The organism is Lentzea xerophila (genome assembly GCF_051094245.1).
GTDB lineage: Bacteria > Actinomycetota > Actinomycetes > Mycobacteriales > Pseudonocardiaceae > Lentzea > Lentzea xerophila.
The window spans coordinates 6,994,933-7,013,958 of record NZ_CP194934.1; the positions used below are offsets into that span (position 1 = coordinate 6,994,933).

General features: G+C 67.8%; 20 protein-coding genes. 14 read left to right on the forward strand and 6 right to left on the reverse strand.

Going from position 1 to position 19,026, the window contains the following annotated elements; genetic code table 11:
• Positions 1-996, reverse strand: coding sequence for an aKG-HExxH-type peptide beta-hydroxylase (locus ACRSBM_RS33280; protein WP_434449653.1), 996 nt, complete (start codon positions 994-996; stop codon positions 1-3).
• A gap of 438 nt (positions 997-1,434) precedes the next feature.
• Complete coding sequence (locus ACRSBM_RS33285) at positions 1,435-1,587, reverse strand: hypothetical protein (protein WP_170166570.1); 153 nt, start codon at positions 1,585-1,587, stop codon at positions 1,435-1,437.
• 157 nt (positions 1,588-1,744) lie between these two features.
• Between ACRSBM_RS33285 and ACRSBM_RS33290 the strand changes: the two genes are divergently transcribed.
• From ACRSBM_RS33290 to ACRSBM_RS33320, 7 genes are all read left to right on the forward strand, one after another.
• Positions 1,745-2,542 carry a FadR/GntR family transcriptional regulator gene (locus tag ACRSBM_RS33290; protein ID WP_434449655.1) on the forward strand — a complete coding sequence of 266 codons (798 nt, stop codon included), beginning with the start codon at positions 1,745-1,747 and terminating at the stop codon, positions 2,540-2,542.
• A 103-nt stretch (positions 2,543-2,645) separates the two neighbouring features.
• Entirely contained in the window at positions 2,646-3,779 is a 1,134-nt protein-coding gene (locus tag ACRSBM_RS33295; RefSeq protein ID WP_434449657.1) for a hypothetical protein, read from the forward strand.
• 66 nt (positions 3,780-3,845) lie between these two features.
• Positions 3,846-4,829, forward strand: coding sequence for a LacI family DNA-binding transcriptional regulator (locus ACRSBM_RS33300; protein WP_434449659.1), 984 nt, complete (start codon positions 3,846-3,848; stop codon positions 4,827-4,829).
• A gap of 108 nt (positions 4,830-4,937) precedes the next feature.
• Positions 4,938-6,266 (forward strand): ABC transporter substrate-binding protein, encoded by a 1,329-nt coding sequence (locus ACRSBM_RS33305; RefSeq protein WP_434449661.1) that lies wholly within the window; start codon positions 4,938-4,940, stop codon positions 6,264-6,266.
• Complete coding sequence (locus ACRSBM_RS33310) at positions 6,267-7,124, forward strand: carbohydrate ABC transporter permease (protein WP_434449664.1); 858 nt, start codon at positions 6,267-6,269, stop codon at positions 7,122-7,124.
• A complete protein-coding gene (locus tag ACRSBM_RS33315) occupies positions 7,121-7,954 on the forward strand; it encodes a carbohydrate ABC transporter permease (RefSeq protein WP_434449666.1) in 834 nt (277 codons plus the stop codon). Before ACRSBM_RS33310 ends, ACRSBM_RS33315 begins: the two co-directional genes overlap by 4 nt.
• Positions 7,955-7,965: 11 nt before the next feature.
• On the forward strand, positions 7,966-9,447 hold the full coding sequence (locus ACRSBM_RS33320; RefSeq protein WP_434449669.1) for a glycoside hydrolase family 13 protein: 1,482 nt from the start codon (positions 7,966-7,968) through the stop codon (positions 9,445-9,447).
• Positions 9,448-9,496: 49 nt separating this feature from the next.
• Here the strand turns inward: ACRSBM_RS33320 and ACRSBM_RS33325 are convergent, their stop codons facing one another.
• The 4 genes from ACRSBM_RS33325 to ACRSBM_RS33340 are packed head-to-tail and all read right to left on the reverse strand — an operon-like array spanning position 9,497 to position 11,645.
• The gene (locus ACRSBM_RS33325; protein ID WP_434449672.1) at positions 9,497-10,372 is read right to left on the reverse strand and encodes a WXG100 family type VII secretion target; all 876 of its coding nucleotides are present in this window, start codon (positions 10,370-10,372) and stop codon (positions 9,497-9,499) included.
• Positions 10,369-10,701: a type VII secretion target gene (locus ACRSBM_RS33330; protein ID WP_434449675.1), complete on the reverse strand. Its 333-nt coding sequence runs from the start codon at positions 10,699-10,701 to the stop codon at positions 10,369-10,371. The genes ACRSBM_RS33325 and ACRSBM_RS33330 overlap by 4 nt, the downstream gene beginning before the upstream one ends.
• A 5-nt stretch (positions 10,702-10,706) precedes the next feature.
• The gene (locus ACRSBM_RS33335) at positions 10,707-11,168 is read right to left on the reverse strand and encodes a YbaB/EbfC family nucleoid-associated protein (protein ID WP_434449678.1); all 462 of its coding nucleotides are present in this window, start codon (positions 11,166-11,168) and stop codon (positions 10,707-10,709) included.
• A complete protein-coding gene (locus ACRSBM_RS33340) occupies positions 11,169-11,645 on the reverse strand; it encodes a DUF6346 domain-containing protein (RefSeq protein ID WP_434449680.1) in 477 nt (158 codons plus the stop codon). It lies immediately after the preceding gene.
• Positions 11,646-11,922: 277 nt separating this feature from the next.
• On the opposite strand from ACRSBM_RS33340, the gene ACRSBM_RS33345 reads away from it, so the two are divergent.
• From ACRSBM_RS33345 to ACRSBM_RS33375, 7 genes are all read left to right on the forward strand, one after another.
• A complete protein-coding gene (locus tag ACRSBM_RS33345) occupies positions 11,923-12,684 on the forward strand; it encodes a DeoR/GlpR family DNA-binding transcription regulator (RefSeq protein ID WP_434449683.1) in 762 nt (253 codons plus the stop codon).
• 81 nt (positions 12,685-12,765) lie between these two features.
• Entirely contained in the window at positions 12,766-14,100 is a 1,335-nt protein-coding gene (locus ACRSBM_RS33350) for an ABC transporter substrate-binding protein (protein ID WP_434449684.1), read from the forward strand.
• Position 14,101: 1 nt separating this feature from the next.
• A complete protein-coding gene (locus tag ACRSBM_RS33355) occupies positions 14,102-15,046 on the forward strand; it encodes a carbohydrate ABC transporter permease (RefSeq protein WP_434449686.1) in 945 nt (314 codons plus the stop codon).
• Positions 15,043-15,843 (forward strand): carbohydrate ABC transporter permease, encoded by an 801-nt coding sequence (locus ACRSBM_RS33360; RefSeq protein WP_434449689.1) that lies wholly within the window; start codon positions 15,043-15,045, stop codon positions 15,841-15,843. The genes ACRSBM_RS33355 and ACRSBM_RS33360 overlap by 4 nt, the downstream gene beginning before the upstream one ends.
• Positions 15,840-16,829, forward strand: a complete 990-nt coding sequence (locus ACRSBM_RS33365) for a zinc-dependent alcohol dehydrogenase family protein (RefSeq protein WP_434449692.1) — start codon at positions 15,840-15,842, stop codon at positions 16,827-16,829. The genes ACRSBM_RS33360 and ACRSBM_RS33365 overlap by 4 nt, the downstream gene beginning before the upstream one ends.
• A 108-nt stretch (positions 16,830-16,937) precedes the next feature.
• Complete coding sequence (locus ACRSBM_RS33370) at positions 16,938-17,162, forward strand: hypothetical protein (protein WP_434449695.1); 225 nt, start codon at positions 16,938-16,940, stop codon at positions 17,160-17,162.
• A 41-nt stretch (positions 17,163-17,203) separates the two neighbouring features.
• A complete protein-coding gene (locus ACRSBM_RS33375; protein WP_434449698.1) occupies positions 17,204-19,015 on the forward strand; it encodes an ATP-binding protein in 1,812 nt (603 codons plus the stop codon).
• Positions 19,016-19,026: the final 11 nt, after the last annotated feature.

Below are 19,026 nucleotides of genomic sequence, written 5' to 3' on the forward strand. Positions count from 1 at the left end.
TTAAGGTACTTCGGGCGACCCGACGATCGAAGTGCGAAGAAGTGAACCGAGTGCGGTTCTCAGTCGCCCAGCCGCCATCGCGGAGCCGACCTGCCATTCCTCGGTAGCCCGGGTGAGCAGCCACCCGAACGTTTTCGTCGCCCTATCGGTACGCCATTGGTCCAGAGTCCAGCTCGCATCGGCGTCGAGCCAGAACATCTGAGGCGGTTGTGCTGCCCTGCCCACCACCACTCGTCCTGAGGCAGCGCGCTTGTAACGCACGTCCGGGAGCACGTGGAAGCAGAGGTCTTCTGAATCCTCAGTGGACAGTGTGACACCGCCCGCGGAGGACTGCGCGGCAGCCCCGCCGACGTCGACCGGGAAGCCAGTCAAGGCACGCAGGAGCCAGCGCGCGTCCCCGCACAGGTCGTCCTCATGCGCGAGCAACCACTCGCCGATCTCACTGGCGCGTTCTTTTGCTTTCGCCAGCAATGAGTCGGCACCGAGTTGTTCGGTACCGATTGATTCGTTGAACTGCGCGAGGCAGCTGTAGGCGTGCCAGGCCGCGAACGTCTGTTCCAGTGGCCATCGTGCATGCGACCACGAAGTCTCGAAATAATCCGCGTCCTCAGCCCTCACGTCAAGAAATTCTTTTGTGATGGCGAGGTCGAAGAACTTTTCATGCGCGCCTTCGTGAACCAGTGCTTCCGCCACCTCCATCGGCAGCACGGGTTCGTCGATCAGGACGATGCCGGGGACGTACCGTGACGACGCCGAGACGAGTCCGCCGGACGTCTCCCGTTTGAGGACGGCGAGCATGGACACGTGGGCCAGGAGGTCGTCGGCCATGTCCGGTGCGAACTTCCGCAGCAGCGCGACGCCCTCGTCCACGATCGCCAGCGCGGCCTCGAACCGCTCCCCGTCCGCCTCGGTCAGCGGCTGCGGGCGCGTGCCGGGAGGAGCGACGATGCGCAACGGCGCCTCGAGCACCTCGGCCGCCGCCGGGTCCGCGGCCACGAGCAGACCGGCGTCACGAACCCTCATCGCGGCGACTTCAGCGAGTCGCGCGGGATCCAGGCCACCGTGGCCGGCCAGTGCCCTGCCGATCTCGTATCGGACGATCGGGTGATCCGCGAGGTTGTCGGACAACTCGGTTCCGGGAGCGAACATCTCGGCCGCCAGCCGGTACAGGGTGCGTCTCTCGTCCACCAGAGCAGGCGCAGTAACCAGCGCCGCATGCAGCGCATGCGCACTCACGGTGGGCGAACCCGTCACCGAAGACCCCTACTCACGTCCCCCGACGCCATGGAGTCATGGGCCCCACCACGTCGGCGGCGCCTGATGGCGCGCAACTTTAGAGCACAGAGTGACCTGCACGACATTGGATACCCCGACGAATGCCGGTGCCCCGGTCGCGTCTGCCGGAGACACGGCCGGGGCACCGGGATGGGTTCATCAGCCGAACATGATGCTGGTCACGTTCACGAAGCCGACGACGGCGAGCGCGACCACCGAGACAGCGATCATCGTGAGCACGGTGCGCCATCCGATCGCGGTGACGGCGACAGCGACGGCGGCGGCGATTCCGAGTGCACTCCCTGCGGACATCTCGTTCCCTCCCGACTAGGCGAGCAAGGGCTCCCAGGTGTGGGCGGTCCTGGGCTTCTCGCCTGCCCATAGGGTCCCGTGTTGTAGGTTGTCTGTCAACGGTCGCCAGGTTGCCAGACAAGTTGCAACCGCCGGGCAACAGGCCTAAGCTGGACCAATGCCCGCCGACGACGTCCATTTCGGCGAGAGCTGGTCGCTCTCGCCTGATTCGCGACGGCCACTGCCGGAGCTCATCGAGCAGAAGCTCCGGGAGCAGATCATCGGCGGCACCCTCAAGGCGGGCGACCGTCTCCCCACCGAACCGGAGCTGGCCCGCAAGCTGGACGTCGCGCGGTCGTCGCTGCGCACCGCGCTGCAGCGGCTGCAGCTGCAGGGCATCGTGGAGGTCCGCCGCGGCCTCGGCTGGTACGTCCGCCGCACCGACCTCGCCGCCGTCGAGGAGCACCTGGAGGGCAGGCTCGCCGCCCGGCAGTTCTCCCAGACCGACCTGCTGGAAGTGCGGATCGCCCTGGAGACCACCGCCGCCTCGCTGGCCGCGGTGCGCGCCGGCGACGGTGAGCTGGACGAGCTCGCCAAGCTGAACCGCCGCTACCAGCGCGCGCCCGTCGACGACATGCAGGAGGTGATCGAGTCGGACGAGGAGTTCCACTCGGCCCTGATGCGCGCGTCGCACAACGAGCTGCTGGAGCAGATGTACCAGGCGCTCGTGCCCGGCCTGCAGGACTGCAAGCGGCACGCGCACCCGTCCCGCGAGGTGCACAACCGTTCGGCGAACGAGCACGAGCAGGTGATCTGGTTCCTCCGCCGGCACGACGAGGTGGGAGCCAAGAGCGCGATGACCACCCACCTGCTCGGCCTGTACAACGACGTGGCCACCGACGACACGCAGCCCCGCGCCACCCTCGGCACCTATGTCGGGGTGTCAGACAACCCCATCTGGGGCAAGTCCCGCTGAGTCCGTGCCGGTACGGCGCGGGCCGAAAGGGTCTGGCGCTGATCCGTCATCACTCCCACCATGTATGGACAACCCGGTGGAGTGAGGGGGCGGCAACCAGGTGGTGGCGGCGCGCAGGCACAAACAGGCGCTGGCCGTCGCGATCCTGCTCCTGGTCGTCGCGGCGGCCGACCTGACCGCGGTGCTGCTGTGGCAACCGACGTCGAGAAGCGTGCCGCACGACGTGCTGGTCGTGCTCTGGCCGTTGCCGGCACTGGCCGGTTTCCTGCTGGGCACCTACGAACTGTTCCTGCACCAGCGGCTGGTGAACGAGATCGGCCGCATCTCCGGCCCCGGCATCGTCGAGCACCTGCTGCCGAGCGAGGTGCTCAGGACGTTCCTGTCGAGGATCTACGGCACCGGGCAGCAGAACGACGACGTGGTGTCCGGCGTCCTCGGCGGCAGCGGCATGCGCCCCAAGGGCGACGACCTGACGATCAGCACGCGCACGACGGTCCGGCTCGAACTGCAGGGCGTGGACACCAAGACCTACCACCTGACCACGACGCAGACCCACCAGTTCCGGCACAGCGTCCCGGTCGACCGGTTCGTCATCTTCGCCACCAGCAACGCCACGCTGCGCGACACGATCAGCGCCGCGTGCCGCTTCCCCCTGTTCGAGCTCTACTTCATGCCGGACGCGTCGCTGTTCCTCGACTCGGTCGACGACATCCGCGACTCGACCAAGATCACGATCGACTACCTCGACCACGACGGCCAGAGCCGCTCGGCCGAGCCCAGCCAGATCCCGCCGGTCGAGGTCCGCTTCGACCAGTGGTCGAACTACCTGACGTTCTTCCGCGAAGCCATGCCCCCGCTGCCGAAGCTCAGCCCGGTGGACCACATGAGCGACCTGCGCATCCTGGAATGCGACCTCAGCGGCATCGCCGACGACCACGTTGTGCGCGCCATCCTCGGTCTCACCGTGTCGTCACGATCGTTGCAGCGCACCAACGACGGCTTCGCGTACTGGCAGTCACCGTATCCGTCCTATGTGGACACCATAAGTTTCGACGCGACCGAGCTCGCCGTCGACCACTCCCCCGGCCACGAGTTCCGCATCATGCCGTTCACGTTCCGGTCCGGGACGGAGGCGGCGCAGTGGTTGCGGGCGGACCAGTTGAGGGACCTGGACGTGCGGTCGTGGATGTTGCCGGGGCACGGGGTGGCGTTGTTGTGGCGGGAACAGCGCGGCTGAGATCAGCCCGCCGAGAGGGTGAGCGTGGCTTGCAAATGGACGCAAGAAATTGCGTACACTTGCGTCATGACGCAACGGAGGCTGGCCGAGGTCGCGGCCAAGGTCGGGGTCAGCGAGGCCACCGTCAGCCGGGTGCTGAACGGCAAGCCGGGTGTCTCGGACGCCACGCGCAGCGCTGTGCTCACCGCGCTCGACGTGCTGGGTTACGAGCGGCCGACGCAGCTGCGGGGCGAGCGGGCCCGGCTCGTGGGGCTGGTGCTGCCCGAGTTGCAGAACCCGATCTTCCCCGCGTTCGCGGACGTCGTGGGCAACGCGCTGGCGCAAAGGGGTTTCACGCCCGTGCTGTGCACCCGGACGGCCGGTGGGGTGACGGAGGCCGAGTACCTGGAGCTCCTCCTCGAACAGCACGTCAGCGGCATCGTGTTCGCGGGTGGGCTGTACGCGCAGAAGGACGCCAGCCACGGGCACTACCAGCAGATGATGAGCAGGAAACTGCCTGCGGTGCTGGTCAACGCCGCGATAGACGACCTGGCGTTCCCGCGGGTGTCGTGTGACGACACGGTGGCGGTGGAGCAGGCGTACGGGCACCTCACGTCGCTCGGGCACAAGCGGATCGGCGCCGTGCTCGGGCCGCTGGACCACGTGCCGAGCCAGCGGAAGCTCGAAGCCATCACCCGGTGTGGTGGGGCGGATGTCGAGCACGCGATGTTCAGCCTCGAGGGTGGACAGGCGGCGGCGACGAAGCTCGTGCAGCGCGGGGTCACGGCGATCATCTGCGCGAGCGACCCGCTGGCGTTGGGTGCGATAAGGGCCGTCCGGAGGGCCGGGCTGGACGTGCCCAAGGACGTGTCGATCATCGGGTACGACGATTCCGCGTTCATGACCTGCACTGATCCGCCATTGACGACGGTCAGGCAGCCGATCGAGGCCATGGGGCGGGCGGCGGTGGAGCTGCTGGCCAACCAGATCTCCGGCAACGCCGTGGCGCCGGACGAGTTGCTGTTCGAGCCCGAGCTGGTGGTGCGGGCGTCCAGCGCTCCAGCGAGGTAACTGGGCAGTCAGCTTCTTGCGAGTTTTCGTCTAGATATTGCGTTCAGATGTAACGACGACTTATGGTCGCCGTCACATCGACGCGCTCGCGAGAAGGGCGGCCCCACCATGAAGAAGTCCGCTGCCGTGCTGCTGGGCTGTGTCCTGGTCGCCGGCTGTGGGAGCGGTTCCACGACCGAGCCCGGCGGCAAGGTCACCATCAACATCAACGGCCAGCCGCCACAGACCCAGGCGTTCGACCGCAAGGTCTTCGACGAGGACGTCGCGGAGTTCGAGAAGCAGAACCAGGACATCGACCTCGTGCCGCACGAGGGGTTCATGGACCCGAAGACGTTCTCCGCCAAGCTCGCCGGCGGCCAGCTGGAAGACGTCTTCTACGTCTACTTCACCGATCCCGCGGCGCTCATCGCCAGGAAACAGGCCGCCGACCTGACGGACTACGTCAAGGACGTGCCGCACTACGGCGACCTCAAGCAGGAGCTCAAGGACGTCTTCACGGTCGACGGCAAGGTCTACGGGCTGCCCACCGCGAACTACACGATGGGCCTGCTCTACAGCCGCACCAACTTCACCAAGGCCGGCCTGGACCCGGACTCGCCGCCGAAGACGTGGGACGAGGTCCGCGCCGCCGCCAAGAAGCTCAAGGACGCCGGTGTCACCGGGTTCGCCGAGTACAGCAAGAGCAACCAGGGCGGCTGGCACTTCACCACCTGGATGAAGTCCGTCGGCGGTGACGTCGCGCGCAAGGACGGCGACACCTACAAGGCCGACTTCAACAACGACAAGGGCAAGGAAGTCCTGCGCAGGCTCAAGGAGATGCGCTGGGACGACAACTCCATGGGCGACAAGCAGCTCCTGGAGATCGGCGACGTGCAGAACATGATGGGCGCGGGCCAGCTCGGCATGTACCTGGCCGCGCCGGACAACGTCGCCGCGATCGTCAACCAGTTCAAGGGCAAGTACGACGACTACGGACTGGCGGCGATCCCCGGCCGGCAGGGCACCCTGCTCGGCGGCGAGGGGTACATGATCAACCCGAAGGCCTCGCCGGAGAAGATCAAGGCCGGTCTCAAGTGGATCCAGTGGAAGTACCTGAACCCGGACCGCCTCGAGGGCAACCTGCAGAGGCACAAGGACCGCGGTCAGCCCGTCGGCCTGCCGATCCCGCCGATCGCCGACATCTGGACCGGTGAGCCGCGCCAGCAGCAGGAAGAGCTGAAGGCCAAGTACGCCACCATGCCGGTGCGGAACTTCCAGGCCTATGTGGACGGTTCGGAGAAGACCAAGGGCTCGCTCGAACCGCCGCAGGCCCAGCAGGTCTACGCGATCCTCGACAGCGTCGTCCAGGCGACGCTGACCAACTCCGACGCGGACCACGCGGCACTGCTGAAGGACGCGGAGACCAAGGTCAACGCCGTTCTGGCGCAGGTGAGGTAAGTGCGGCGCCACGTCACCGCGTACGGCTTCCTGAGTGCCGCGCTGGTCGTCTTCGCGGTCTTCTCCTGGTACCCCATCGTGCGCGGGGTGGTCCTGAGCTTCCAGCAGGTCAACTTCGTCACGAGCCCCGACTGGGTGGGCTGGGAGAACTTCGAGCGGCTCTTCGCGGACCCGCTGTTCGGGGTGGCGTGGCGCAACACCTTGTACTTCACGGTCCTGGCGCTGCTCATCGGTTTCGGCGTCCCGTTCCTGACCGCCGTGGTGCTCAACGAGCTGCGGCACGCCAAGGGATACTTCCGCCTCCTGGTCTACCTGCCGGTGATGTTGCCGCCGGTCGTCACGGCCCTGCTGTGGAAGTGGTTCTACGATCCGGGACCCGGGCTGTTCAACTCCGTCCTCAGAGGACTCGGGCTGCCCACGTCCCAGTGGCTCGACTCCGCGGACACCAGCATGATCAGCCTCGTCCTGGTGATCACCTGGGCGAACATGGGCTCGGCGACGCTGATCTACCTGGCGGCGCTGCAGACCATCCCCGGTGAGCTGTACGAGGCCGCGGATCTGGACGGCGCGGGGATCGTCAAGAAGGTCTGGCACATCACGATCCCGCAGACCAAGTTCGTGATCCTGATGCTCCTGCTGCTGCAGGTCGTCGCGACCATGCAGATCTTCACCGAGCCGTTCATCATGACCGGCGGCGGCCCGGAGGAGTCCACGGTCACCGTGCTGCTCCTGCTCTACCGGTACGCCTTCTACTACAACGACTTCGGCACCGCGAGCGCGCTGAGCCTGATCCTCTTCGCGGTGCTGGGCGTCTTCTCCTTCCTCTACCTCAAGCTCACCCGGAAGGCCGACGCATGAGGACTCTCACCAGGGGAACCGGTAAGACGTACTGGATCGTGCTCACGATCACGCTGGTCCTGTTCACCGCCGCGTTCCTGCTCCCGCTGGTCTGGGTGCTGCTCGGCGCGTTCAAGCCGCCGGCGGAACTGGCGCAGCAACCGCCGACGATCCTGCCGCGGACGTGGGAACCCGGCGCGTACGTCGACGCCTGGAACTACATGGACCTCGGCCGGTTCTTCCTCAACACGTTCGTCGTCGCGATCGGCGCGTGGGCCGTGCAGATGGCCGTGATCGTGCCCGCGGCCTTCGCGCTGTCCAAGCTCCGGCCGATCTTCGGCAACGTGATCATGGGCCTGATGCTGGCGACGCTGATGCTGCCGTCGACGGCCATTCTGGTCCCGGTCTACCTCACGCTCGTCGACCTCGACCTGCTCAACAACCCGGCGGGCATCTGGTTGCCCGCCGCGGCGAACGCGCTGAACGTCTACCTGCTCAAGCGGTTCTTCGACCAGATCCCCGAGGAACTGCTGGAGGCGGCCAGGATCGACGGCGCGGGCACCTGGACGACCCTGGTCAGAGTGGTCCTGCCGATCTCCCGGCCCATCCTCGCCGTCGTCTCGATCTTCGCGGTCGTCGCGGCCTGGAAGGACTTCATCTGGCCACTGCTCGTGTTCCCCGATCCGGCGAAGCAGACGCTCAGCGTGGCGTTGCAGCGCTTCGCCCCGGACACACCGATCAACCTCCTGCTCGCCGGACTCGTGCTGGCGAGCCTGCCGATGGTGGCGCTGTTCCTGGCGTTCCAGCGGCACATCCTCGCGGGGCTCACCGCGGGCGGCGTAAAAGGCTGAAAGGACACCAGATGAGTTGGTGGCGCAACGCATCCATCTACCAGGTCTACCTGCGCAGCTTCGCGGACGGGAACGGCGACGGCATCGGCGACATCGCCGGTCTCCGCGCCAACCTCCAGCACATCGCGAGCCTCGGCTTCGATGCGATCTGGCTCAACCCGTGGTACCCGAGCCCGCTCGCCGACGGCGGTTACGACGTGGCCGACTACCGTGACATCGAGCCGGTGTTCGGGTCGCTCGCCGACGCCGAGAAGCTCATCGCGGACGCGCACGGGCTCGGCATCCGGATCATCATCGACCTCGTCCCGAACCACTGCAGCGATCAGCACCCGTGGTTCAAGGACGGCCTGTGGGACCGCTTCCACATCCGTGAGGGCGACGAGATCCCGAACGACTGGCAGTCGCGGTTCGGCGGCCCGGCGTGGAGCAGGCTCGAGGACGGCCGCTGGTACCTGCACCTCTACGCCGCCGAGCAGCCGGACTTCAACTGGGAGAACCCGGTCGTGCACGACGAGTTCGAGGACATCCTGCGGTTCTGGCTCGACCGCGGCGTCGACGGCTTCCGCATCGACGTCGCCGACGGCCTGGTCAAGGACTTCGGCAAACCGGACGCCGACCTGCCGTACTCCGACCAGGACGGCGTGCACGAGATCTACCGCAGGTGGCGCGAGATCGTCGACGAGTACGACGGCGACCGCATCCTCGTCGGCGAGATGTGGCTGCCCGACCCGGTGCGGTTCGCCAGGTACCTCCGGCAGGACGAGATGCACAGCGCGTTCAACTTCGACTTCCTGTGCTGCCCGTGGAACGCCGACGAGCTGCGCAAGGTCGTCGACAGCACGCTCGCCGCGCACGAACCCGTTGGCGCGCCACCGACCTGGGTGCTGTCGAACCACGACGTGACGAGGCACGTGACCCGCTACGGCCGCGAGAAGACGGGGTTCTCGTTCGCGGACCGGCAGCACGGCGCCCCGACCGACTTCGAACTGGGCACGCGCCGCGCCCGTGCGGCGATCATGCTCACGGCCGCGCTGCCCGGTGGCGTGTACGTCTACCAGGGCGAGGAGCTCGGCCTCTGGGAGGTCGAGGACCTGCCCGACGAGCTGCGCGAGGACCCGGTGTGGCACCGCTCCGGCTTCACCGACCGGGGCCGTGACGGCTGCCGCGTGCCACTGCCCTGGTCCACTGAGGACGGTCCGAGCTGGTTGCCCCAGCCGGAGAACTGGCAGGAGTACTCGGTCGCGGCCCAGGCGGACGATCCTGAGTCGATGCTCAGCCTGTACCGGCGGGTGTTCGCGCTGCGGCGCGGCATCGACGGCGACCTGGAGTGGCTTGACCTGGGCGAGGATGTGCTGGCGTTCCGGCGGGGCGACCACACCTGCGTCGTCAACCTGTCGGGCGAGCCGATCGACCTGCCCGCCACGCCAACGTTGTCAAGCGTCGCGTTGACCAACGGCCAGCTGCCGCCGGACGCGGCAGCCTGGCTTTCGTAAGAGGGGGTCGTGAGTGGTTGTGGTCGCGAGACCACAACCACTCACGTGGTCACCTGGTCGCGTAGGGCGAGTCGTCGGCCTTCGCGGCCTCGGTCGGCAGGTTCTTCACGATGCCGATCGCCGTCGTGTCCACGATGGCGTCGCCGGCGGCCTTGGGCATGACGTCCGCCAGCGCTCCCTTGCACTTCTCCAGGATCTCGAAGATCTTGTTGACGACCTTCGACAGGCTGCGGATCGTCGTGATCACCTTGTCGAGCCAGTCCGACACCTTCTTGGCCCACTTCATGATCAGCCGGATGCCGTCGGCGATGATGCCCGGCGTCGCGAGGCCGACCGTGAGCAGCGCGGCCGCCGCCCAGCGGATCAGCGCCTGCACGAGCTCGCTCATCGCCATCGAGATCAGGTCACGCACGATCGTGCGCACCGTCGCGACCGCCACACCGGCACCGGTCAGCGCGGCCCCGACACCCTCGGCGGCGATGCCGGCGGCCTTGACGCCGACCGCCTCGACCTTGCCCACCGCGGCGTAGGCGTCGACCGCCGCACCCCTCCACGCGCTGGTGTCGGACTCGACCATGCGGGCCATGTCCTCGCCGGCCTTCTTGAGGTGATCTCCGACGTTGCCCCACGTGGCGGCGTTCTGGTTGATCACACCGGGGTTGCCCGCCAGCGAGTCCAACATGGACTTCAACGGCTCGACGTGCTCGATGAACCACGCGAACGCCGACGACAGCAGCGTGCCGAACGGGTCGGTGAGGAAGCCCAGCGCGTCGATGCCCGCGCCGAGGACGTTGATGCCCGCCTCCGCCCAGTCGCCGCGCTGGATCGCGGAGACCGCGTCCGCCGCGGGCTCGACCAGGTTGAGGCCGGCCAGCGCGCCGGGAGCTTCGGGGGCGTTCGCGACCAATGGGTTCGGCGGCGTCATGACGTCATCTCCCCGAGCTTCTCGACGATCTTCTTGAAGTTGCCGCCGACCTTGTTGTCGACGTTGTCGTACACGTCGGCCATGCCGTTGACGCCGTCGACGGTCGCGGAGACCACACCGTGCGCGGTGTTGACGGTGCCGGTGCCGGCCGCCTCGATCGTGCCCATGATCGGCTCCAGCAGCGGGCTGCAGAGGATGCCGTAGGCGTTGGCGCCGTTGATCTGTGCCTGCCCGATGGCCTGCTGCGCCATCTGGATCTGCTGCACGATGCCTTCCAGCCGGCGCGCGTGTTCGCGCATCGACTGGGTGTGGACGTTGAACCCGGTCATGACCCTCACCAGCCCTTGTCGTCGCGGGCGAAGTTGTGCCCGCCGAAGTCGTCGTCGTCCGCGGGACCGGAGGGCCGCCGGGGCGCGGGGTCCTCGGGCTCGGGCTCCGGGAAGCGCTCGTGGTAGCCGCCCATCAGGGCGTCCATGGTCGCGGAGTCACCGCCGAGGATCGGCGCCATGGCCTCCTGCATCTTCGCCGCGATCTGCGCCTGGGCGGACCGCATCGCGCCGAGGATCTCGGCCGACAGCTGTGCGGGCTGTTTGCGCAACGCCGCGTCGGTGAGATCCAGCTCCGAGACGATGCCGTTCTGGTCGACCGTGACGGACACCGAGCCGTCCGACGAACGCTGCGTCGCCTTGACCGCGTTCGCGACCTGCTTCATCTCGTCGGCCTGCCGGAGCTTCGTCTGGATCTGCTCGTTCCACTGACGCATCATCGCGTCGGGGTCAGCTGCTCCCGGGTTCATCTACTCCCTCTCCTGTGCCTTCTTGCGACGGGACGCCACGGTGCCGAGCACGGCCAGCGCCACGATTCCCCCGATGCCGATGCCCCCGAGCACCGAACCGATGCCCAGCACGACGCTGGGCTCGAAGTCCGCGCGGTAGACCGGAGGATTCTCCGGCCCGTTGCGGACGGCTCCCTCACCTCGCTGCACCACGGGCACGTCCGTGCCCTTGTCGGCGGGGGTGAGCTGACCTGGTTCGGCCGTCACCCGCGTCCGCTGCCCGCTCTCCCACTCGACGTCGGCCTGGCAGATCCACCAGGTGCCGAAGCCGTGCCTGCTGACCGGTCCCCTGCTGGTGCAGTCGGCCACCCGCGCGGTGCCCCGGTCCGCGACGGCCGTGGTGGCCGCCGTGGGCGCGTACGTCGTGAAGCCCGTCAGACCCAGCCACGTGGCGCACGCCAAGATCGCCAGCGCGAACAGACCCGCGATCCACTTCATGCGCCTCGTCCCCTCTTCGTCGGCTTGTTGGACTTCATCCTGCTCCGCCCGGTTCCACCGAATTCAGCAGGCGTCTGGAGGCCATCCGGGCACACCAGCGGGGCGGTTCGGGCGTGCCCAGTCTGGACGACCTGCGTGAACCAGGCGGCACACACGGCACTACGGGCAAAAATCGGGCAGGATTTCAGTCAGTTGTGGTGCCGACCACAATGTTTCCAGGGTGTTTCATCTATGCACAGCCCGAACGGGCAACCCGAGAGCCGAGTGGGCAGGTGACATGCGAGCCGAGGAACGCAAACGGCGCATCCTGGCCAGGGCCCGCGCCGACGGCCGCGTCGACGTGGTGGAGATGGCGCAGGAACTGCGCGTCGCGCCCGAGACGGTCAGGCGCGACCTGCGCGTGCTCGACGAGCACGGGCTGGTGCGACGCACGCACGGCGGCGCGATCCCGGTGGAGAGCGCCGGCTTCGAGACGGGGCTCCGGTTCCGCGCCGGGTCCCACGTGCCGGAGAAGCGGCGCATCGCGAAGGCCGCCGCCGAACGGCTCGACGACGCCGAGACCGTGTTCATCGACGAGGGCTACACCCCGCAGCTCGTCGCGGAGTCGTTGCCGACCACCAACCCGCTCACGATCATCACCGCGTCGCTGCCGACCGCGGCGGCGATGTCCGAGCACCCGTCGTGCACGGTTCTCCTGCTGGGAGGCCGAGTCCGCGGCCACACCCTGGCCACTGTGGACCACTGGACCACCAGGATGCTCGGCGAGATGGTCATCGACCTCGCCTACATCGGTGCCAACGGCATCTCCCGCGAGCACGGTCTGACCACGCCCGACCCGGCGGTCGGCGCGGTGAAGGCCAAGGCGCTCAGCGCGTCCCGGCGGAAGATCTTCGTCGGCACGCACACGAAGTTCGGCGTCTCCAGCTTCCACCGGTTCGCCGAGGTCTCCGATCTGGAGGCGGTCGTCACGGACAGTGGCCTCTCCGCCCACGAGGCCCACCGTTACACGTTGCTAGGCCCCAAGGTCATCCGTGCTTGATCATTTCGGGCGCTGACCTCCCCACCTTCGGGCGCACTCCCCCACTTCGCCGTGCCCGAAAACCCTGGAAAGGAACCGACGATGCCGTCGATTCGCACACTCGGAGCCGCTACCGCTGTGTTGCTGCTAGCTTCCGCCTGCTCCGGCGCGGGCGGCGGGGGTGGTGGTGAGAACTCGGTCAACGTCCTGATGGTGAACAACCCGCAGATGCAGGACCTGCAGAAGCTCACCGCGGACAACTTCACCAAGGGAACCGGCATCAAGGTGAACTTCACCGTGCTGCCCGAGAACGACGTCCGCGACAAGATCAGCCAGGACTTCTCCAGCCAGGCCGGCCAGTACGACGTGGCGACGATCTCCAACTACGAGACGCCGATGTACGCCAAGAACGGCTGGCTCGCGCCGATGGACGACTTCGTCGCCAAGGACAGCGCGTTCGACCAGGCCGACATCCTGGAGCCCATCAGGCAGTCGCTGACCGCGGCGGACGGCAAGGTGTACGCGCAGCCGTTCTACGGCGAGTCGTCGTTCCTCATGTACCGCAAGGACATCTTCGAGGCCAAGGGCGTCACGCTGCCCGAGAAGCCGACCTGGCAGCAGGTCGCCGACGCGGCCGCGAAGGTCGCCACGCCGGAGGTCCGCGGCATCTGCCTGCGCGGCCAGCCGGGCTGGGGCCAGGTCATGGCGCCGCTCACGACGGTCGTGAACACCTTCGGCGGCACGTGGTTCACCAAGGACTGGCAGGCGCAGGTCAACGCGCCGGAGTTCAAGGAGGCCACCAAGTTCTACGTCGACCTCGTGCGCAACCACGGTGAGGCGGGCGCCCCGCAGGCCGGGTTCGCCGAGTGCCTGAACAACATGACGCAGGGCAAGGTCGCGATGTGGTACGACGCCACGGTCGCCGCCGGTCTGCTCGAGGCCGACGACTCACCGGTCAAGGGCAAGCTCGGCTTCACCCAGGCGCCGGTCGTGAAGACCGACAGCTCCGGCTGGCTCTACACCTGGGCGTTCGGCATCCAGAAGGCCTCGAAGAAGCAGGAGCAGGCCTGGAAGTTCATCTCGTGGGCGTCCGGCAAGGGCTACGAGGAGCTGGTCGGCAAGACCCTCGGCTGGTCGAAGCTCCCGGACGGCAAGCGCGCGTCGACCTACCAGCGCGCCGAGTACAAGCAGTCCTCCGGTTCGTTCTCCGCGCAGGCCGAGGCCGCGATCAAGAACGCGAAGCCGCTGAACCCCGGTGTGCAGGAACGCCCGGCGCCCGGCATCCAGTTCGTCGGCATCCCCGAGTTCACCGACCTCGGCACCCAGGTGTCGCAGCAGATCAGCTCGGCCATCGCGGGCGCGGTGACGGTGGACGACGCGCTGAACAACGGTCAGGCGCTCGCCGAGAAGGTCGCGGCGAAGTACAAGGGGCAGTGACATGGCGGTCCTCGGTACCGTTCCAAAGAGGGGAGAGCGGTCGGTCGTGGACCGGCCGCCTCCCGTCCCCCGCAGGAAGTACTCGAAGTGGGCGCGGCGGGCGCCACTCCTGCCCGCCCTGATCTTCCTCATCGTCGTGACGCAGCTGCCGTTCGTGGCGACGCTGGTCATCTCGTTCATGAAGTGGAACTCGCTCGACCCGGCCAACCGCGGGTTCGCCGGGTTCGACAACTACGTCAACGTGTTCACCGATCCTGACCTGCGTTCCTCGGTGGTCAACACGATCGTGCTCACGGCGTCGGTGGTGCTGATCAGCCTGCTCCTCGGGCTGGGCCTCGCGTTGCTGCTGGACAAGAAGTTCGCCGGCCGCGGGTTCGTGCGCACCATGCTCATCGCGCCGTTCCTCGTGGTCCCGGTGGCGGCGGCGCTGATCTGGAAGCACGTGCTCTACAACCCGGAGTACGGCCTGTTCAACGGAATACTGAACTGGCTGGGCTTCGAGGCCCAGCCGGACTGGATCAGTTCCATGCCGATGACCGCCGTCGTGCTGTCGCTGGTCTGGCAGTGGACGCCGTTCATGATGCTGATCCTGCTGGCGGGCCTGCAGTCGAAGCCCGTCGAACCGGTCGAGGCCGCCACGATCGACGGCGCGTCGTCGTTCCAGATCTTCCGGTACCTGACGTTCCCACACCTGCGGCAGTACCTGGAGCTCGGCGGGCTGCTCGGCTCGATCTACATCGTGCAGAACTTCGACGCGGTCTTCACGATCACGTCCGGTGGTCTGGGCACGGCGAACCTGCCGTACATGATCTACCAGACCTTCTACCAGGCCCACGAGTACGGCGAGGCCTCCGCGGCCGGCGTGATCGTGGTGGCGGGGTCGATCATCATCGCGACGTTCGCGCTGCGCACGGTGTCCTCGTTGTTCAAGGAGGAGAAGCGATGACACGGATCTGGGGTGTGCTCGCCTGGTTCGCCGGCATCGTGTTCTTCGCACCGGTGGCCTGGATGTTCCTGACCTCGCTGCACAGCGAGTCGGACGCGGCCACGAACCCGCCGTCGCTGGCGGCGCCGCTGACCCTCCAGGGTTACGAGGAGTTCTTCAACGCGGGCGCGTGGCCGCCGCTGATCAACTCGTTCAGCGCCTCGATCGGGTCGACGATCATCGTGCTGCTGCTGGCGATCCCGGCCGCGTACGCGTTGTCGATCAAACCGGTGGAGAAGTGGACGGACGTCCTGTTCTTCTTCCTGTCCACCAAGATGATGCCGGTCGTCGCGGCGCTGCTGCCGATCTACCTGATCGCGCAGTTCGCCGGGATGCTCGACAACATCTCGTTCCTCACGCTGCTGTACTGCTCGATGAACCTGCCGATCGCGGTGTGGCTCATGCGGTCGTTCCTGTCCGAGGTCCCCAAGGAGATCCTCGAGGCGGCCTCGATCGACGGCGCCGGGCTGGTCACGATCCTGCGCCGGGTGGTGGCGCCCATCGCGATGCCCGGCATCGCGGCGACGGCGTTGATCTGCTTCATCTTCAGCTGGAACGAGTTGCTCTTCGCACGGGTGCTGACCGGTGTCGTCGCCGGTACCGCCCCCGTGTACCTCACCGGGTTCGTCACGTCGCAGGGCCTCTTCCTGGCCAAGGTCTGCGCCGCGGCGGTCGTGGTGTCTCTGCCGGTGCTCATCGCCGGGTTCGCCGCCCAGGACAAGCTCGTCCAGGGCCTTTCGTTGGGAGCAGTCAAGTGAAAGCAGCAGTGATCACCGGCGTCGGGTCCGTCGAAGTGACCACTGTGGACGATCCCAAGTGCGGTCCGCGCCAGGTGGTCGTCGACGTGGCGGCCTGCGGCCTGTGCGGAACGGACCTGCACATCCTGCAGGGCGAGTTCGCCCCGACGCTGCCGGTCGTGCCGGGCCACGAGTTCGCCGGCACGATCGTCGAGATCGGGTCGCAGGTGACCGAGCTGTCCGTGGGTGACCGGGTCGCGGTGGACCCGTCGCTGTACTGCTACGAGTGCCGGATGTGCCGTGCGGGCAAGAACAACCTCTGCGAGCGCTGGGCGGCCATCGGCGTCACGACGTCCGGTGGCGCGGCGGAGTACGCGGTGGCTCCCGTGGCGAACTGCGTGAAGCTGCCGGACCACGTGCGGACCGAGGATGCGGCGCTGATCGAGCCGCTGTCGTGCGCGGTGCGCGGGTACGACGTGCTCCGGTCGCAGATGGCGTCGCGGGTGCTGATCTACGGCTCGGGCACGATGGGCCTGATGATGCTGCAGCTCGGCAAGCTGACCGGCGCGTCGTCGATCGAGGTCGTGGATCTGAACGCGGACCGGCTGGAGACGGCTCGGAAGCTCGGTGTCAGCGCGGTCGCGGCGTCACCGGACGAGCTGGACCGGCCGGGGGGCTGGGACGTCGTCATCGACGCCACCGGCAACGAGAAGGCCATCCAGGACGGGCTCGGCCGCGTCGCGAAGGGCGGCACGTTCCTCCAGTTCGGCGTCTCGGACTACTCCGCGCGCGTCACCATCGAGCCGTACAAGATCTACAACCAGGAGATCACCATCACCGGCTCGATGGCGGTGCTGCACTCGTTCGAACGGGCGGCGGACCTCTTCGCGACCGGAGTGCTGGACCCCGAGATCTTCATCAGCGACAGGGTGCCGCTGGACGACTACGCGGGCGCGTTGGACCAGTTCAAGGCGGGTAAGGGCCGCAAGATCCAGGTCCTGCCGTGAAATAGCCGCAAATGTTCGTGAGCACTCGTGTATCCAGGCGAGTGCTCACGACTCCTTCCAGGCATGTCGAAGTCCGGGCAGAAAGTGGTACCGCCGTACTTTTCGCACATGTCCGACGAACAGCTCCTCGCCTGGTACGCGGAGCTACAGGCGCGCGCGATGAACCCGCCGCCTGGGGACGTCGATTTCGACCACACCCACTCCCCCGCCAAGCCGGTGACCGTGGAGCAGCTGCGGCACCGGATCATGACGTTCCAGGGCTGGCCTGGAGGCTTCCAGACGCTGGACGCCGGTTCTCCGTTCCACAACCTGTGGCACTGGCTCAGCGACTGACGCGACGCGAGGTAGTCCTCGCTCGCGTCATCGGCGCGTTGGTGGCCGCCTGTGTGCTCTTCGCCGTCGGGCACACAGCGGTCACCGGCGCGGTCTCGCATCCGCGGAACTGGCTGGTCGCGTTCGCCTGCACCCTGCTCGGGGTGCGGGTGATCGGCCACGTCCGCAGGTCGTCCGTCGGATGGTTGCTGCTGGTCATGGGCCTGTTCGGCGCTGTCGCCGTCGCGGTCGCGGGCCAGCCGGCCGATCATCCCGCCCGCTGGGTCGAGGCGTGGGTGTGGTGGCCGACCTACGCGTTGCTGCCCGCGGTGGCCCTGGTCTTCCCGGACGGCAAGCCGGTGAGCGACCGGTGGTGGATCGCCATCGGTGCCTCGCTGTTCAGCGCTGTCGCGGGCGCGATCGGGATCGCCTGGGCGTCGTGGAGCGATCCCGCCGCGTTCTGGCAGAGCGGCGGTGGCGGGCTCGCGAAGACGATCACGCTGGTCGCGGTGCTCGCGGCGGGTGCCTCCGTGCTGGCGGCCGTGGTGTCGCTGGCCGTGCGCTGGCGGCGCGCCGTCGGGGACGAACGCCGGCTGCTCGTGTGGGCGTTCGCGCTGCTGGCGGCGGCCGTCGTGGCGACCGTGGTGGAGACGACGGACGGGCACGTCGCGTGGATCGTCGGTGTGCTGGCGTTTCCGGCCGCCGCGGTCATCGCGATCGTGCGGTACGGCCTGTACGACATCAGCCTGCTGATCCACCGGTCGTTGCTCTACGGTTCGCTGACCGTGACGTTGCTGCTGGTCTACATGGGCGTGATGGTCGCGGGCGGGCGGCTGTTCACGGGCGACGCCGAGGTCATCGGCGTGGTCGCGGCGGGCTTGGTGTTCGCGCCGATCCGCAGCTGGTTGCAGCGCAAGCTCGACCGATGGCTGTTCGGCGCGCGCGCTGATCCGTACGCCGCTTTGTCGACGTTGAGCGAGAAGCTCGAACGGTCGCAGGACGTGCTGCCGACGGTGGCGCAGACCGTCGCCGAGTCCTTGAAGCTGCCGTACGTCGCGATTCGCGGCGGGTCGGTGCTGGCCGAGCACGGACGGAGCCGCGGATGGCCGCAGCTGCGCTTTCCCATGACGTACCGGGGTTTCCTGGTCGGTGATCTCGTCGTCGAACCACGCGCGCCCGACGAACGGCTGAGCGATCGCGAGCTGAGCCTGCTCGTCGACCTCGCCCGCTCCACCGCGCCGGCCGCGCAGTCGATCAAGCTGACGGCCGACCTGCAACTCGCCCGCGAACGGTTGGTGCGGGCACGGGAAGAGGAACGGCTGCGGCTGCGGCGCGACCTGCACGACGGCGTCGGACCGGCGTTGGTCGGGATCCGGTTGCAGCTCAAGGCGTTGCGCCGGTCGCTCGGCGACGTGCTGGACCCGGTGCTGGGCGACGTCGACACGACCGCCGTCGAAGTGCGCCGGCTCGTGGACGGGCTGCGGCCGCCGATCCTCGACCAGGGCCTGGCTTTGGCCGTGCGAGACGAGGCGGCCCGCTTCCACGGCGACCTCGACGTTCAGGTGGAGGCCGAACAGATCGACGGCCTGTCCGCCGCCGTGGAGGTCGCTGCCTATCGCATCGTCGCGGAGGCGTTGACCAACACCGCGCGCCACTCCGGCGCGTCGACGTGCGTGATCACCGTGCGCACCGACGGTGACCTCGTCGTGGAGATCGTGGACGACGGGCGCGGGGTCCCGGCCGATGCCAGGCCGGGTGTCGGGCTCGACTCGATGCGAGAACGCTGCGCCGAGCTGGGTGGATCGTGCACAGTGGGACCGGCGCGGCCACACGGGACCAGGGTGGTGGCGCGGATCCCGTTGGAGGCCCAGTAGTGGCAGGCGCA

Excerpts from the sequence above, each read along its gene's own strand:
- ACRSBM_RS33355 (WP_434449686.1), top strand. The coding sequence starts at position 14,102 with ATGGCGGTCCTCGGTACCGTTCCAAAGAGGGGAGAGCGGTCGGTCGTG.
- ACRSBM_RS33370 (WP_434449695.1), top strand. The coding sequence starts at position 16,938 with ATGTCCGACGAACAGCTCCTCGCCTGGTACGCGGAGCTACAGGCGCGC.
- ACRSBM_RS33320 (WP_434449669.1), top strand. The coding sequence starts at position 7,966 with ATGAGTTGGTGGCGCAACGCATCCATCTACCAGGTCTACCTGCGCAGC.
- ACRSBM_RS33330 (WP_434449675.1), bottom strand. The coding sequence starts at position 10,701 with ATGACCGGGTTCAACGTCCACACCCAGTCGATGCGCGAACACGCGCGC.
- ACRSBM_RS33285 (WP_170166570.1), bottom strand. The coding sequence starts at position 1,587 with ATGTCCGCAGGGAGTGCACTCGGAATCGCCGCCGCCGTCGCTGTCGCC.
- ACRSBM_RS33340 (WP_434449680.1), bottom strand. The coding sequence starts at position 11,645 with ATGAAGTGGATCGCGGGTCTGTTCGCGCTGGCGATCTTGGCGTGCGCC.
- ACRSBM_RS33360 (WP_434449689.1), top strand. The coding sequence starts at position 15,043 with ATGACACGGATCTGGGGTGTGCTCGCCTGGTTCGCCGGCATCGTGTTC.
- ACRSBM_RS33350 (WP_434449684.1), top strand. The coding sequence starts at position 12,766 with ATGCCGTCGATTCGCACACTCGGAGCCGCTACCGCTGTGTTGCTGCTA.
- ACRSBM_RS33300 (WP_434449659.1), top strand. The coding sequence starts at position 3,846 with ATGACGCAACGGAGGCTGGCCGAGGTCGCGGCCAAGGTCGGGGTCAGC.
- ACRSBM_RS33315 (WP_434449666.1), top strand. The coding sequence starts at position 7,121 with ATGAGGACTCTCACCAGGGGAACCGGTAAGACGTACTGGATCGTGCTC.
- ACRSBM_RS33305 (WP_434449661.1), top strand. The coding sequence starts at position 4,938 with ATGAAGAAGTCCGCTGCCGTGCTGCTGGGCTGTGTCCTGGTCGCCGGC.
- ACRSBM_RS33290 (WP_434449655.1), top strand. The coding sequence starts at position 1,745 with ATGCCCGCCGACGACGTCCATTTCGGCGAGAGCTGGTCGCTCTCGCCT.
- ACRSBM_RS33345 (WP_434449683.1), top strand. The coding sequence starts at position 11,923 with ATGCGAGCCGAGGAACGCAAACGGCGCATCCTGGCCAGGGCCCGCGCC.
- ACRSBM_RS33325 (WP_434449672.1), bottom strand. The coding sequence starts at position 10,372 with ATGACGCCGCCGAACCCATTGGTCGCGAACGCCCCCGAAGCTCCCGGC.
- ACRSBM_RS33335 (WP_434449678.1), bottom strand. The coding sequence starts at position 11,168 with ATGAACCCGGGAGCAGCTGACCCCGACGCGATGATGCGTCAGTGGAAC.